The sequence below is a fragment of the Kolteria novifilia genome (assembly GCA_007748055.1).
In the GTDB taxonomy this organism is placed as follows: Bacteria; Planctomycetota; Planctomycetia; order Kolteriales; family Kolteriaceae; genus Kolteria; species Kolteria novifilia.
Map to the genome: position 1 here is coordinate 5,957,523 of CP036279.1, position 14,940 is coordinate 5,972,462.

Below are 14,940 nucleotides of genomic sequence, written 5' to 3' on the forward strand. Positions count from 1 at the left end.
CTCCTTTCCGCTTGACCAGTGGAACATCCTCCCCGCCAACGGCCAAGGAGGAGTCTTTGCCGGGCGACCGAAGCCGAGCCACGATGGCGAGGATGCAGGGCGAGCGAAGCGAGAAGACCAGGCAAAGCAGCAGCCGGACGCGGCCCTTGGCATACGGCGGTAACCTCCACTACCAAGCGGAACGGAGAAGACACTCACCACCCACAGATTTGGCAATAGAGCCAAGAAATTGAGAATGCGCCGCTGACAGCCCAAAAGGCTTTCTTCAATTTGGGCCCCATCGATCGTGGAGACAAGTGCCGCGCCCTATTCGAGCTTGAAGCATGGAGTCGTAGCGAAGTGGAAGTCACGGGCTTGGCTAGGTCGTGCTCTTGCATTGTGACTTCAAATGATTTGCAAGGCATAGCTGAGTATTGCTGCCGCGATCTGTCGCTCAACGACAAGGCCGCCATCGAAGGGCGGCCTTCGGTGTCATCTGGAGGATAACTCCAGTATCCTTCTCTGAGTGACTATAGCGTGGGTCTGGGGCCACGGTCCAGTAGTCGCCATTGGGAAAATGCCTAGGGAGAACTCTGCCGTGAGCGAGGGCGAGGAAGAGCTGCCAGAAGAACTGCCGTCTGAAAGTGAATATGTTAGGCGGGCCAAAGAAGAAGAAAGCCGCAAGGAAGAGGAGAGAAAGAAGGCGGCTGCTGAGGTTATCGACTGGGCCATCAGGTATTGCGAAACATGCATACAGCATAATCGGACACGCTACTTAGTGATGATGACCATTACGATGATCGTCTTGTTGGTGGCGATTGCTGGGCTAATGGCTTTGGGATACCTTTCTTGCGTCTATGGAGACACCACCGTAAAAGGAGTGGTAGATCAGAAAAGCAGTGAGCCGGCCTTTGGGTTCAAGGCCGAGTACTGGGTCGGCCTTGGCTTTGTGTCCTTCTTTGTGTTTGCTATATCAATTCTAATGTCTTTGTGCAGGTCATGCCTGAACGAGATCTCAAAGTACGAATACTTCGCTATTGGGTTCATGCGAATAAAGATTACTGCCGAAGCTTATAACCAATTATTTCAAGAGGAAGCACGTGATGCACTTACTGGAGGTGCGTTTATTGTTCCACAGAAGACAGGGTTGTTCTCTCGTGGCAAGGTCGAAAGTCCGTTGCCGGGACATCCCGCGTCGGACGTCGTCACATCCATATTGAATAAGATACTCGACAAAGTAAGCGTTGATGTAAGGGGCTAAGCCAAGCAGGGTGTGTCTTGACCCATCTTCGTTGCTCTGCGAACTCAAAGTCTCTGCACAAGCCATCGGCGCCAAAACGATTGAATACTCGCAGAGGCGAACGGAGCGAGAGTTGGCTCGCCAAGAGCCTCCGAGACAAGAGTGGTGTGGGTCAAGACCCACCCTACGTTGTGAGAGATCACCTACAGGCCTCAGCCCACCAGCGCCAATGACAACGTCTTGCCGTAACGCTGGAGGACGGTGCGGCGGAGGATGGCCCAGGCGGGGTCGGAGAGGGAGGGGTCGTGGTCGATGAGCTTGCGGGCGTCGCCGCGGGCACGCTCGAGGATCGCGCGATCGCGGAGAAAGTCGCCGACGCGGCAGCCGAGGAACCCGTGCTGGCGGGCTCCGACCGGGTCGCCGATGCCACGGCGCTGGGCGTCAAGCTCGGCGATGCGGAAACCGTCGTTGGTGTCGGCGAAGTCTCGCAGCCGCGCGGTCGTCTCTTCGTCCTCGCTGGCGTCGATAAGCAGGCAGATTCCCTTCTGCTGGCCCCGTCCGACCCGGCCGCGGATTTGATGAAGCTGGCTCAAGCCGAAGCGCTCGGCATGCTCGATCACGATGACGTTCGCGTTGGGAATGTCGAGGCCGACCTCGATGATCACCGTGCTGAGCAGCAGCCGCAGATCGCCCTTGCGGAACCGGCGCAGGATGCCGTCGCGATCCTTGTCGGCCATCTTCCCATGAACGACGCCCAGCGGGATGTCGGCGAACCGGGCAGCGAGTTCCGATTCGAGTGACGCGAGGTCGCGGGTCTCTTCCTCCTCGCTCTCGATCCGCGGCGAGACCACCATGGCCTGCTGCCCCATACGGAGCTGTTTTTCGAGGTGCCCGTAGGCTCGATCGCGCGCGTCGGCGGGGACGAGGTAGGTCTCGGTCTCGCCGCGTCCCGGTGGTCGGGAGCGGATGATCGAAAGGTCGAGATCTCCGAACCACGTCATCGCCAATGATCGCGGGATCGGCGTCGCGGTCATCACCAAGCGGTGCGGCTGAGGCTCCAATTCATCGAACGCCGCCCGTTGTCGCACGCCGAACTTGTGCTGCTCATCGATCACCACAAGGCCGAGCTTCGAAAACGTAACATCTTTACTCAGAAGAGCATGCGTTCCGACAACGAGGTCGACTTCCCCCTCGTGCAGTTTCTCGAGGATCGCTCCTCGTTCTCCCGCCGGCAGGGAGCCCGTCAGCAGCCGACGGCGGACTCGGCTCTCCGAGAGATACCCGTCGAGCGTCCGAAAATGTTGTCGTGCAAGGATTTCCGTCGGGGCCATCAGCGCGACTTGGTACCCCGCGGCGACGCTGGCCAAGAGGGCATAGATCGCGACCGCCGTCTTCCCCGACCCGACGTCCCCCTGCAAGAGCCGGTTCATCGGGGCCGTACCGGCAAGGTCTCCAACGATGTCGGCGACAGCGCGGTCCTGGTCGGGGGTGAGCTGGAAGGGCAATAGCCTGCGAATCCGCGCATCGACCTGGGGCGAGACGGGGACGTTGGGGCATGGCCGACGCTGCCGCGACTTGCGTTTGAGGGCGAGCGCGACCTGGAGGACGAGGAACTCCTCGTAGGCGAGTTGTTGCCGCCCGCGATGGGCCTCTTCGATCGTATTGGGGGCGTGAATGGCCCGAATTGACTCCGAAATGGACAGAAAACGATGCTTTTTGAGCGCCTTTTCGGGCAAAACGTCCTCAAACTCGTCCGAAAAGCGCTCTAAACACCACGCGATCGCCTCCCGCAAGCGCTCGGGGCGGAGCCCTTCGGTCAGCGGGTAGACTGGCTCGATGCCGGGGGTGGTCGGCTCCTCGGAATCGCCCATCGGCTCGATCCGCGGGTTGGACATCATCCGCCGGCCATCGCGGAAACGGCACTTGCCCGTCAGTCGGTAGCGTTGCTCTCCGGAGAGCATGTCGACGATGTCAGGACGGTGGAACCACTGAACCTTCAGCCAGCCGCTGCGGTCGGCGAAATGGGCCTCGACCCACTCCTTGCCGGTGCGGGAATAGCGAACCTCGGCCCGATCGAGCGTGACCTCGACGACCTGTTCGCCATCGCCGGTGAGATCCGCGACGGAGCTGATCTGCCGCAAATCGCGATAGTCGCGAGGCAGCAGGTAGAGGAGATCCTCGACGGTGCGAACGCCCAGCCGCACGAGGAGTTCGGCCCGTTGGGGACCGATCCCTTTCACCCATTGTACACTCTCGGCCAGCGGATTTTTGCCCGACTCGCTCATGGCTTCGCGGGCTCGCTGGAGATCCGTCGTTCGAGAATCACGGCAACGTCGTCCTCGTAGATCATCTCCCAGTCGGGATGGTCCAGCAAGCGGCTGATCAGGGGCGTTTTCGGCCGAAAACAGACGATTTCGACCCCTCTTTCGTCGAGAATCGTCTCCGAACCGGGGACCGCATTGGCCAGCGAGAAATATTCCTCGATGTGTTCGCGCCCCTGCACCTCGGTGCGATCGTCGATCCAGTTGAGCGTCTCGGGCCAACCGAGCCACGTCACATAGCCGCCCCAGTTGTAGTCGTGAAGAATCGTTTTACCGGGACGATGCTCGATGAGCCATCCGAGCGCCCGATCGGGAATCTTTCTTGGATTGTGCCCCGCGTAGTCGTCGGTCACGCGTGCCCAGCCGAGAAGGCCCACCCCGATCGCGACGCTCCAAAGAAACGGCCTCGGGCGCGACGACGAGCCGGCGAGGAGTTGCCTCAGCCCCTCGGAAAGTGAAACGCGCGAAGCCCAATCTCTAAGGACTGGGACGTCGAGGCACAAGCGAGCGAGCATCGGCACCACCACGAGTACCCAAAGGCCGACGAAGCGCCGCGAGCTCAAGGCGTAGTGTAGCCAAAGAAGCGAGAGCCCAAGCTCAACCAAGTTCGGACGACGTCGGCTCACCGCGAGAAGCAGCGGAACCGCGAGCATGAGCAGTTCGTAGCGAATCCCGCCCGGAGCCTTGAAGTCCGGCGAGAACCATTCGGTGTGCAAGCTGAGGAAGTACGAATTTCCCAACAGCTTGAAGACCCACGTGTAGAGTGTCCAGCCGTACGGGTTCAGGCACGTCGCGAGCACACAGCCGGGAAAGAGGTAGGCCCAAACGAGCACCCGCGATCGAGCCGCTTGCCGAGTCTCGGCGTTCGAAGTCAGCAGCGCGATCCCAAGTTCGATGACTCCCGCCCCGACCATGGTGAGTAGCCCCGCCGCGAAGCCGCCGTGCGTGTTGGCCCAGAGCATCATCAGCGGCATGAGCCAAAGCATGCGTCGCTGCGAGTAGCGGCCCTCGTGAAACCCGACACATGCCCGTGCGACGAGCATGATGAAGAGTAGCGACGCGACATTGGGACGCGCGGCCCAACTCATCGCGGTCGCGGTCGCGGCCCAAACGGTCCACCCCGCGGCCGCCGGCCACGGAACCCCATCGACGCGAAGCATTCCGTAAAGCAAGCGGAACGTGAAGGCGAGGACGAGCGTCACCACCACGGCGATGCCTTCCTTGCCTCCCCAAGCCTCCCCAAAGCGGAGGACGAGGTCACCGATCCACTGATTCGTTCGCCAAGGGGCTCCACGCCGTGGGCCGGAAAAGGGATCCTCAGAGAGCCAGCCGCCCTGTGCGATCATCGCGTCGATGTTGCGAAGGTGCCAACCGAGCCCCGGATCATCGAGCATGCCGTTCTTCGCGCGCGGCATTATCCCCGCGATCAGCACGAGGAACAGCACATCGGCGATCGAAAGGGCGTACCAAGTTCGTTTCACGACATCGCTCATGGTCCCTCGCCCAAGGAACTCCGCCTCGCGTCCGAGTCCAGGTTCCCCGCATCGGTGATCAGTTGTCGGGCGTCTCTTCCCGCTTCTTTCGCTCGAGCACGACGGCGTATTTGCCCTCGTGAATGATGCTCCAGTCCGGATGTTCGAGCAAGCGACTCACCAAGGGCGTGTCGCGGGGCAGACAGACAATCTCGACCCCTCCCCGAACGAGTTGTTCCTCCCAACCGGGAGCCGCGTCGAGCAACGAGAAGTAGTCCTTCACGTGCTCCTCGCCCTGCACCTCGTTGCGATCATCGATCCAGTTCTTGGTCTCCGGCCAACCCGACCAGGTGACGTAGCCTCCCCAGTTGTAGTGGTGCAGGATCGTCTTCTCGCCGTGGTGTTCGGTCAACCAATCGAGCGTTTGCGTGGGGATGCGTTTCTGGTTGTGCGCGGCGTAGTCGTCCGTCAGCCGTGCCCAACCGAGAAAGACGACCGCGATGACCAGGCTCCAGAAGAAGGGAGCGGGCCGGCTCGGCGGTTTCGCCAACAGAGCTGCCAGGTCGCTGGAGATCGGAAACCGCTCGCCGAGTCGCTTCCAAAAGGGAAGCTCGAGACTCAAGCGAGCCATCATCGGAATGGAAACCAGCACCCAAAGAGCGACGTAGCGTCGACCCGACAGGGCGAAGTGAAGCCACAAGAGGCATAGCGCCAGTTCCAGCGCGTTCACGCGGCGACGGCTGAATGTCAGCAGGACCGGCAATGCGAGCATCAACGACTCGTAGCGAAACGCGCCGGTCGCGTGAAAGTCGGGGGACTTCCACTCGGTATGTAACCCCATGAAGAAGGGATCGCCGAGGAGTTGAAAGATCCACGGGTAGAGCCCCCAGCCGTACGGGTTGATCAACGTCGCCGCGACGCACGCGGGAAACAGGATGACGAGAAAGACGAATCGCGCGATCCCGCCGCTTCGCTGCTCCGGTTCGGGAGCCAGGACGCCGATGCCCAGTTCGATCAATGCGGTGGCGGCGAGCGTCACCAGTCCGGCGACGAAACCGCCGTGCGTGTTGGCCCAGAGCGTCATCAGGGGCACCAGCCAGAACATGCGGCGTCTACTGATGCGACCCTCGTGGAAAAGATTGCAGGCGCGGACGAGAAGCATCAGGAAGAGAAGCGACGCGACGTTCGGCCTGGCCCCCCAACTCAGCGCGGTCGCCATGACGCCCCAAAAGGTCCAGAACAAGGCCGCGGGCCAGGAGAGGCCGTCCGAACGAAAGATCCCGTAGAGGATCCGGTACATGAACGCGAGGAACAGCGTCATGACCGCGGCGATCCCTTCCTTGCCGCCCCAAGCTTCGCCGAGGCGTAGGACGAGGTCGCCAAGCCATTGATTGGTCCGCCAAGCGGCTCCGGCCCGCGGCCCCGAGAAAGGGTCTTCCATGAGCCAGCCCCCCTGCTGCCACATGGCATCGACGTTGCGCAGGTGCCAGCCGAGCCCCGGATCGTCGAGCATCCCAAACTGGGAGCGCTGAACGATTCCCAAGACCAGGATGAGGAAGAGGATGTCGGGAATACCCAGGGCAAACCAGGAAGATTTCGACGTGTTGCTCATCGCCCCTCATCACCGAGCCGATTGGGTAGACCGCGACCGATACGAGAACCTAGCCTATCCGAACCGGGCTGCCGGGACGAATCGGGATTTTGTCCGTGTCGTCGGTGAAATCGCTATTGCCGGAACCAAAGTTGTTTCAATCGCTGACAATCGAGCGAGAACGATTTGAATCGCTCGATCTAGAACGCACGATTGTTGATGGTTGGGAGGTCCGTTCCCAGATGGAAGGCGTTCGCCGCGTTCTCTCCTCGCCCGCCCGTATCGTTCGACCCTCGCCCTCGCGGAGGAGCCATGTTCAGCCGCCGTTTCGCCCCGAGTCTCGTCGCCGCCTTCGTCGTTTCGGCGACATCCTCCGCGGAAGAGCCGATCATCTTCCCACAAGACCATGTCGCGCAGTCGCCGCCGGTCGTCCGCCCGGTGTTGGCTCCCGCGATGGGCCGGCCCCCACGCAGCACCTTCGTGCCGTGGTCGCCGGATCAACAGGCTCCCGATCCCGTGCTCGACTCGTTGAGGCAGGAGATCCAAGTCGCTCCCGCGGGGCCCGCCCCGCAACCGCTCGTTGGCGTACCCGCCGAGTATGGTGCCCCAGTGATCGTTGGCGCTCCCGCCGCCGGCGGCCTTCTTGTCGGGCCGCCCGCCACCGCAAACCTGGTGATCGACGAGCGGAAAGAGAAGCCCCCAATCCGCTTCAAGGGAGACAAGCCGTTCATGCCGATGCGGCCTTTCACCTTCAAGCAACCCTATTCCGGCATCTGCTTCACGATCGACATCCCCGCGCACGGCCTCCGCGACATCGACTACGGTCGAAAGGAGATCGAGCTCGAGTACGGTCACGGCTGCGAGATCGAGATCGACTTCCACAAAGATGGGCGGGTAACCGTCGACTACGACTTTTGAACCGACCTCTCTATGGCTACCACCGGTTGCTTCGCTACCAACTCTTTGGCTACCGCCGGTTGCTTCGCTACCAACTCTTTGGCGAGCACCGGTTGCTTCGCTACCAACTCTTTGGCGAGCACCGGTTGCTTCGCTACCAACTCTTTGGCGAGCACCGGTTGCCTCGCTACTAGCTCCTTGGGAAGCACCGGTTGCTTCGCTACCGGTGCGGCGCAAGCCGCAAGAAGTCTCGGATGACGCGATCAAACGCCAAGCAACCCCGGCGGAGATCCGGAAGTCCGTGTGAAGCGAGCCGCCGGTGGTACGTGGCAGGCAGATGGCCTGCCCTACGGGAACTGCTACCGCCGGTTGCTTCGCTACCAACTCTTTGGCGAGCACCGGTTGCTTCGCTACCGGTGCGGCGCAAGCCGCAAGAAGTCTCGGATGACGCGATCAAACGCCAAGCGACCCCGGCGGAGATCCGGAAGTCCGTGTGAAGCGAACCGCCGGTGGTACGTGGCAGGCAGATGGCCTGCCCTACGGGAGTGCGCCTACGAATGGTGGGTCAAGACCTGCCCGTCGGATCGCTCTCGCGAACCTTTTCCCAAATCGCGCGTTTCATGATTCGTTCGGGAAGGCTCGGGAAGCAGTGTCCCAACCAGGCGATCGCGGCGTTGCCGAGCCCCGGGACGAGATGACTGCGTCGCGCGGAGATCGCGGTGACGATCGACTTGGCGAGTTCGTCGGGAGCCATCCGCTTGCCTTCGGTCCTGTTGTCGGGACTGTGGCGACGAGCGTGCTCGGTGCGCGTGGGGCCTGGAAAGACGGTGAGCACGGCGATATCGCGTTCGGCCGCGGTGATGGAGAGCCCACGAGCGTAAGCGGCAAGGGCGTCCTTGGTGGCGGCATAGACCGCGGCTCCCGGATAGCTGACGTAGCGAGAAAGCGACGATAGGTAAACGAGCGACCCGTGCGCCGAGATCGTTTCGTTGGCGAGCAAGTCGGCGCTCAGGTGCAACGGCGCCCGCAAATTGACCTCCAAGAGCCGACGCTGCGTGGCGAGATCCGCGTCGCGAAAGGGGCCGACGTCGTTGATCCCAGCGTTGTGAATGACGATGTCGAAGGGCCCCTTCTCTTCGAGCCAGCCAGCGATCGTCGGATAGGTCTCGCGAGCGGCCAAGTCGGCGCGCAAAAACTCGAAATGGCCCGGTAGCTTATTCAACGCCGCGCGCGTCCGAGCCCCCTTGTCCGCGTCGACGTCAATACCGAAGACGACGCGTCCCATCGACACGTACTGATGGGCAAGCGCCCGCCCGATGCCATCCGCGGCCCCGGTGACAACGATCTTGCGCGGCTCTCGACGAGACCGCCCCCAAGGTCGACGGCCGAAGCGAAGCAACGGATCGAGCACGTCCTCGCCATAACGTCCGAGGCACGAAACCAGCCGATTGACCATCCCGATCGTGGCCCAAGGTAGCCCTCGATCGACCGCGCGAGCGATACCCTGAGCGACCTCGTCGGCAGGGGCGAAGACCCGACGACGCGCGGCTTCGCTGGTGAGACCGACCTTCGCGTGAAGCCCCGTCCGCGTCGCGCCTGGGCGGACGACGTGAACGCTGACCTCGCCCTGAAGCTCGATCCGCAGACTTCGGGCGAATCCCTCGAGCCCCGCCTTGGTCGCGGCGTAAACGGTGAATTCCGGCGAGGGTAGTTCCGTGACCATCGACGTTACGAAGACAAGCTTGCCCTTCGCGGCCGAGAGATGAGGCAGTAGCTCGTGCGTCAGGGCGATCGGCGTCCAGAGGTTGACGTCGATCACCTCGTCGATCGACGAGGCCGACTGTTCCTCCGGCCGCCCGAACCAGCCGGTGCCGGCATTGTGGAGAAGGATGTCGAGATGCTCGATGTCGTGTTCGACAAGAAAGGCCTCGACAACTTCCGGGGCGTCGGGACGTGCGAGATCGGCTTGGCAGTAGAGGACCCGCGGTGGAAGTCGTTCAAGGACCTCCTCGGCGCTTCGGCGGCCGACGACAATCGTCCGTTCCCCCGCCGACGCGTAGAGCCTCGCCAGCGCGAGTCCGATCCCGTCGGTTCCTCCCGTGATCAGGACGGTGCGCCTGGCCATCAATCGCTCACTCTCGAGAGCCCCGGTCGCCGTCAAAACGCAGATCCATCCAGAGATGATCGATGTCCGCCTCCACGAAGACCTCTCCGCGAGGGACGTAGCCAAGACGTTCGTAGAAGTCGCGCACGATGACTTGAGCGGCGACGGTGACGCCCGAATAGCCGAGTCCCCGTGCTTCGTCCTGCGCGAAGCGCATCAGGGCCGTGCCCAAGCCTTGCCCCCGATGGGGCTGCCGGACCGCGACGCGACCGACGCGAACGAGCTGATCTTGGTCGGATGGCAGAAGCATTCGTGCCGTCCCGGCCGGATTTCCTAGGATCGACGCCAGGGCGTGGCGAACGCGCGACGACGTCAGCGGCGCGGCATCGTGCTCGTCGATTTCGATCTCTTCGGGAACCGCTTGCTCGGCGATAAAGACCTCGCGGCGAATCGCGAGAGCGTGCCGCAAGCATTCCGGCCTGTCGATCCATTCGAGCGTCAACGTGTTCATGCCCTTCAACATAGAAAGCTGGTGTTGCCGGATCGCGACTTCCGGTTCATCCTGTCGCGAAGGGGGACCGGACTCGGCGCTGGCACGAGGACGATGTCGGTCGGAGAGGAAACCATGGCCTCCGCCAAATGGGCACCAGTGGCGGCAACCATGAAACCACCAGGAGCAACAGACGCATCATGCAGCCAATCGACTGGGTGGTCATTCTCGCGTACTTGGGCTCGATGATCGGACTGAGCGTCTACCTCAGCCGTGGCCAGTCGAACAATGAAGACTACTACGTCGGTGGCCGCAACCTGCCCTGGCTGGCGATCGGCATCTCGACGATGGCGACACAAACCTCGAGCAACAGTTTCGTCGGTATTCCCTCCTGGGTGGCGCTCAAGCAGGGTGGTGGTTGGAACTGGCTTCAGTATGAACTGGCGGTGCCGCTTGCGATCGCACTGGTGGCTCTGCTGCTACTGCCCTTCTTTCGCAAGCTGGAACTGGTCAGCGTCTACGAGTACCTCGAGTTTCGCTTCGACGCGCTGACGCGGCGGGCGCTCAGTGCCCTCTTTCTGCTGAGCCGTTCGCTGGGGACGGGGGCGGGGCTCTACGGAGCGTCGATCGTGCTGTCGGTCTGCCTCGACCTCGACATGGAGCAGACCATCATCCTGCTCGGGGTGGCGATCCTCATCTACGACACGATCGGCGGCATCGCGGCAGTCGTTTGGTCCGACGTCATCCAAATGGTGATCCTGATCGCGGGGCTGGGTATCTGTGTCGGCTACGCGGTGGTGGAAGTGGGCGGTTGGAGCGAACTTTTCACACACTTTCCGACGGAACGGACCGCGATCATCGATCCTCACCACGGCTTCGGGGACGGATCCTCGACCGCGTTCTGGGGATTCCTCTTCGGCGGGCTGGTGCTCTACGTCTCCTACTACGGCGTCGATCAGAGCCAAGTCCAGCGAGCCCTGTCGACGAAGAACCCCGACGAGACGCGACTGTCGCTGGTGATGAACGGCTTTTTGCGACTTCCGTTGACGTGCCTCTACCTGCTGCTGGGGATGGCCCTTTGGGGAGCCTACACCCACAATCTCGAACTGCAGGAGCTGATCAATCAAGCGATCGCCGAGCGCGGCGACCCGAACTTCTTCGTGCCGGTCTACGTGATGGAGCAGATTCCGCCGGGACTGCGATCGGTCATTTTCGCGGCGATTCTCGCGGCGGCGATGAGTAGTCTCGACTCGTCGATCAACTCGATCTCGGCGGTGACGATGCGCGATTTCATCGAGCAATGGGTCAAGCTCGACGATCGCAAGACGCTCTTTCTCAGCAAGGTCGTCACGGTGATCTGGGGGGTGATCATCACCCTGATGGCACTCTGGATTAGCCAGATGGATGGGCGCGACACGCTGGTGGAGATCGTCAACAAGATCGGCTCGGTCTTCTACGGACCGCTGCTGGCGGCGTTTCTGCTGGGGGTTCTTTCTAGACGAGTTACCGGCCCGGCGGTCCTAATCGGCGTCGGCGCGGGGTTGGGGCTGAACGTCTTCTTGTGGCTCGCACTGGAACACCAAATCTTCTGGATGTGGTGGAACGTGACCGGGTGCGCGCTCTCGGTGGGAGCCGCGTACGCCGTGGCCCCCTTCTGCGGAAGGGCCAGCGAGGAGCAAACGGCCAAGTACACCCTTGCCGGAACGGGGGCGTTGCAAAAGGAACGCCCCTGGCTTCCGGTTTACTTGTCCCTCGTCGGGTATTTCATCGTGGTGATCGTCCTCTTCGTCGTTTGGACGGCGACCCGTTGACAGGTTCGCGGCCCACAGGCGCATCCGGCGAGCCGTGGACGAGCACCGCGACCACGCGTTCTCAAGCGAGCCCGTCCTCGTCGTCGAACCATTCGTCCGCGGGATCGAACGGCGGCGAGACGACATTGAGAATCGTCATCTTACCGACCGCGCGATGCCGCACGCCGGGGGGGATCATGACGACCATGCCCGCGCGAACCGGGACGCTACGGCCGTCGAGTTCGACCTCGGCGCCGCCGTCGCATTCGAGGAAATAGTAGGTCTCCGTCTGCCGACGGTGATAGTGAACCCGAGCCTCGTGGTCGATCTCCACCCGGTGGATGGAGACAGGTGCTCCAGGTACGTCGGTCAACGCCCGAGAAGCCCAGCCGCAGGGACAGCGCACCGGATCGATCTCGGCGAAATCGGCGAAGGCTGGCGCGAGCGCACGCTTGGTTTCCGACATGGTGGTGCCCTCCCCTTCGTGACGGCGGTCACGCGACGCGCTCCGCGACCTCTCGAGACAAGCCCGATCGAGACAAGCCCGATCGAGACGAAACGACTCGCCGCCGCCTATGCTGACTAGTATATGGGGTTGGGAACCGCTCGACGACGCGAATCGCCCGCGCGCCATCCGATGTCATCCCTATGTCAGTGAACTCGACCGAGGGCCTCCGGACACCTCGCGACCCAAAGGATGAAGAGCATGACGGCCACCGGCAACCGACTCGCGCACGAGACGAGCCCCTACCTGTTGCAACACGCCCACAACCCCGTCGATTGGTTCCCCTGGGGATCAGAGGCCCTGGAGAAGGCCCGCGCCGAGCAGCGTCCGATCTTCCTCTCGATCGGCTACTCCGCGTGCCACTGGTGCCACGTCATGGAGAGAGAAAGCTTCGAGGATCCCGAAACCGCCAAGGTCATGAACGACCTCTTCGTCAACATCAAGGTCGACCGCGAGGAACGCCCCGACCTCGATCAGATCTACATGAACGCGGTGCAGTTGATGACCCGCCACGGCGGCTGGCCAATGTCGGTCTGGCTCACTCCCGACTTGAAGCCCTTCTTCGGCGGCACCTACTTCCCCCCCGAGCGGCGCCACGGCATGCGCTCCTTTCAGGAGATCCTCCACGCCGTCAACGAGGCCTGGGTCAACCGCCAGAAGGATGTGCTCGAAAGCGCCGACCAGATGGTCGCTCGGCTCCACGACATCGCCCAACTCAACGCCATCGACGGGGAACTCTCGGTCGACTTGATCGAGAACGCGGCGCGGGAACTGCAGCGCTACTTCGATCGCACCTGGGGAGGCATCGGACAAGCCCCGAAGTTCCCGCACTCGGTCGAGTATCGCTTGATGCTGCGGGCGGCCCAACTCACCGGCAACGACGACTTCGAGCAACTCGCCACCTTCTCGCTCGAACGCATGATCCGCGGGGGCATCTTCGACCAGTTGGGCGGCGGCTTTCATCGCTACTCGACCGACGCGCGCTGGCTGGTGCCTCACTTCGAGAAAATGCTCTACGACAACGCCCTGATTCCGTTGGCGTGTCTCGAGGCCTACCAAGCGACCGGCCGGAAGATCTTCAAGGAGGCGACGATCGCGACCCTCGATTTCGTCCTCCGCGAGATGACCTCGCCGGAAGGGGGCTTTCACAGCACGCTCGACGCCGACTCCGAGGGGGTTGAGGGCAAGTTCTTCGTCTGGTCGAAAGCGGAGGTCGACGAGGCCCTCGATCCGCGGCGTTCGGAGATCTTTTGTTCCTGCTACGACGTGACGGCCGCGGGGAACTGGGAGGGGAACAACATCCCACATCTCCCCAGATCCCTTGAGGAATGCGCCAAACTTCACGACCTTCCCGTCGACGAACTCGAGAGTATCTTGGCGGAGTGTCGTCGGGTCCTCTTCGAGCGTCGAACCGAGCGGATCGCTCCGGGACGCGACGACAAGATCTTGACCGCGTGGAACGGCATGATGATCGATGCCTTCGCGATGGCCGCCTCGGTCCTCGACCTCCCACGCTACGCTGAAGCGGCCGGCGCCGCGGCGACCTTCGTCCTCGAGCAAATGCGAACGCCCGAGGGGCTGCTCCTGAGAACGCACAAGGATGGCCAGGCGAAGCTCAACGCCTACCTGGAGGACTACGCCTACGTCGCCAACGGGCTGATCACGCTCTACGAGGCGACGTTCGACGCCAAGTGGCTCAAGGCGTCGCTCGACCTCGTCGACAAGATGGTCGATCAGTGCTGGGATGACCAGGAGGGCGGTTTCTTCTTCACCGGGAAGGACCACGAACGCCTGATCACGCGGGGGAAGGACCCGCAGGATGGTGCGATTCCCTCTGGCAACAGCATGGCGGCGACGGCGCTCGCCCGCCTCGCGAAACTGACCGATCGCGGCGACTTGGTTGAGAAGCTCGAACGAACGCTGCGGCTCTTTCACGACCAGATGAAGAAGTACCCGATGGCCTCGGCACAGATGCTCGTCGCGCTCGGGGTTCATCTCGGTCCGACGTATGAAATGGCTCTCGCGGGGAACGGGCTAGAGGAAGAGTCCCAGGAGATCTTGCGTTCGATCCACGGCCGATTTCTTCCCAACAAAGTGATTGCCTTTTGGGACCCGACAGGGGAAGGTGGTCAACCATTGGTGAAACTTTTGGAGGGGAAGCAGGCACTCGACGACAAACCGACGCTGTACATTTGTCGCGATTTTTCGTGTCAGCAACCGGCGATCGGACATGTCGCCGCCAAGGAGGCCCTCGATGAGTTGACGGCCCCTTCCGCTAGCTAGCTTCCCATCAAAAAGGACCGCCGCGCTCGTATGAGATGCTGAGCGTCGACGAGCTTTTTGGAATCACGTCACGGTTTCACGAGGCTCCCAATTGAATTGTGGCCGATTTGAACGTAGGCTTTGGGAGAGGGAAAGAGCCTCAAAGAGGAGTTTTGCGCCTAGTCTGACGGCGAGAGTGAGCCTGTCGCCGTGGATACGACTGGACCAGTCCCGCTCCATCGAGTGGCGCGAACATTCCTCTTTTGTTGTGGCTCGACGTGGTTTCGAC

Annotated in this window: 11 protein-coding genes; 5 read left to right on the forward strand and 6 right to left on the reverse strand. The window is 62.1% G+C overall.

All coding sequences use genetic code 11. The features are described from left to right. Positions 1–577 precede the first annotated feature (577 nt). Positions 578–1,240 (forward strand): hypothetical protein, encoded by a 663-nt coding sequence (locus Pan216_RS21860; protein WP_145261370.1) that lies wholly within the window; start codon positions 578–580, stop codon positions 1,238–1,240. Between the two features lie 191 nt (positions 1,241–1,431). On the opposite strand, the gene recG is transcribed toward Pan216_RS21860, so the two are convergent. The 3 genes from recG to Pan216_RS21875 are packed head-to-tail and all read right to left on the reverse strand — an operon-like array spanning position 1,432 to position 6,624. Next, positions 1,432–3,504, reverse strand: coding sequence for an ATP-dependent DNA helicase RecG (recG, locus tag Pan216_RS21865; RefSeq protein WP_145261372.1), 2,073 nt, complete (start codon positions 3,502–3,504; stop codon positions 1,432–1,434). Continuing rightward, the gene (locus tag Pan216_RS21870) at positions 3,501–5,033 is read right to left on the reverse strand and encodes a hypothetical protein (protein ID WP_145261374.1); all 1,533 of its coding nucleotides are present in this window, start codon (positions 5,031–5,033) and stop codon (positions 3,501–3,503) included. The genes recG and Pan216_RS21870 overlap by 4 nt, the downstream gene beginning before the upstream one ends. 58 nt (positions 5,034–5,091) lie before the next feature. Next, complete coding sequence (locus tag Pan216_RS21875) at positions 5,092–6,624, reverse strand: hypothetical protein (protein ID WP_145261375.1); 1,533 nt, start codon at positions 6,622–6,624, stop codon at positions 5,092–5,094. Between the two features lie 291 nt (positions 6,625–6,915). On the opposite strand from Pan216_RS21875, the gene Pan216_RS28570 reads away from it, so the two are divergent. After that, entirely contained in the window at positions 6,916–7,521 is a 606-nt protein-coding gene (locus tag Pan216_RS28570) for a hypothetical protein (RefSeq protein ID WP_419192834.1), read from the forward strand. Continuing rightward, positions 7,518–7,694 (forward strand): hypothetical protein, encoded by a 177-nt coding sequence (locus Pan216_RS28575; RefSeq protein ID WP_419192835.1) that lies wholly within the window; start codon positions 7,518–7,520, stop codon positions 7,692–7,694. The genes Pan216_RS28570 and Pan216_RS28575 overlap by 4 nt, the downstream gene beginning before the upstream one ends. A 371-nt stretch (positions 7,695–8,065) precedes the next feature. Here Pan216_RS28575 and Pan216_RS21890 read toward each other — a convergent pair whose 3' ends face one another. Together Pan216_RS21890 and Pan216_RS21895 are read right to left on the reverse strand one after the other, a co-directional pair. After that, positions 8,066–9,625: an SDR family NAD(P)-dependent oxidoreductase gene (locus Pan216_RS21890; protein WP_145261380.1), complete on the reverse strand. Its 1,560-nt coding sequence runs from the start codon at positions 9,623–9,625 to the stop codon at positions 8,066–8,068. 7 nt (positions 9,626–9,632) lie between these two features. Then, positions 9,633–10,115 (reverse strand): GNAT family N-acetyltransferase, encoded by a 483-nt coding sequence (locus Pan216_RS21895; RefSeq protein ID WP_145261382.1) that lies wholly within the window; start codon positions 10,113–10,115, stop codon positions 9,633–9,635. Positions 10,116–10,294: 179 nt separating this feature from the next. On the opposite strand from Pan216_RS21895, the gene Pan216_RS21900 reads away from it, so the two are divergent. Then, positions 10,295–11,905, forward strand: coding sequence for a sodium:solute symporter family transporter (locus Pan216_RS21900; RefSeq protein WP_419192836.1), 1,611 nt, complete (start codon positions 10,295–10,297; stop codon positions 11,903–11,905). Between the two features lie 61 nt (positions 11,906–11,966). Here Pan216_RS21900 and Pan216_RS21905 read toward each other — a convergent pair whose 3' ends face one another. Then, positions 11,967–12,350 carry a cupin domain-containing protein gene (locus Pan216_RS21905; RefSeq protein WP_145261386.1) on the reverse strand — a complete coding sequence of 128 codons (384 nt, stop codon included), beginning with the start codon at positions 12,348–12,350 and terminating at the stop codon, positions 11,967–11,969. 240 nt (positions 12,351–12,590) lie between these two features. Between Pan216_RS21905 and Pan216_RS21910 the strand changes: the two genes are divergently transcribed. Next, positions 12,591–14,672 carry a thioredoxin domain-containing protein gene (locus Pan216_RS21910; protein WP_145261388.1) on the forward strand — a complete coding sequence of 694 codons (2,082 nt, stop codon included), beginning with the start codon at positions 12,591–12,593 and terminating at the stop codon, positions 14,670–14,672. The last annotated feature ends 268 nt before the right edge of the window (positions 14,673–14,940 follow it).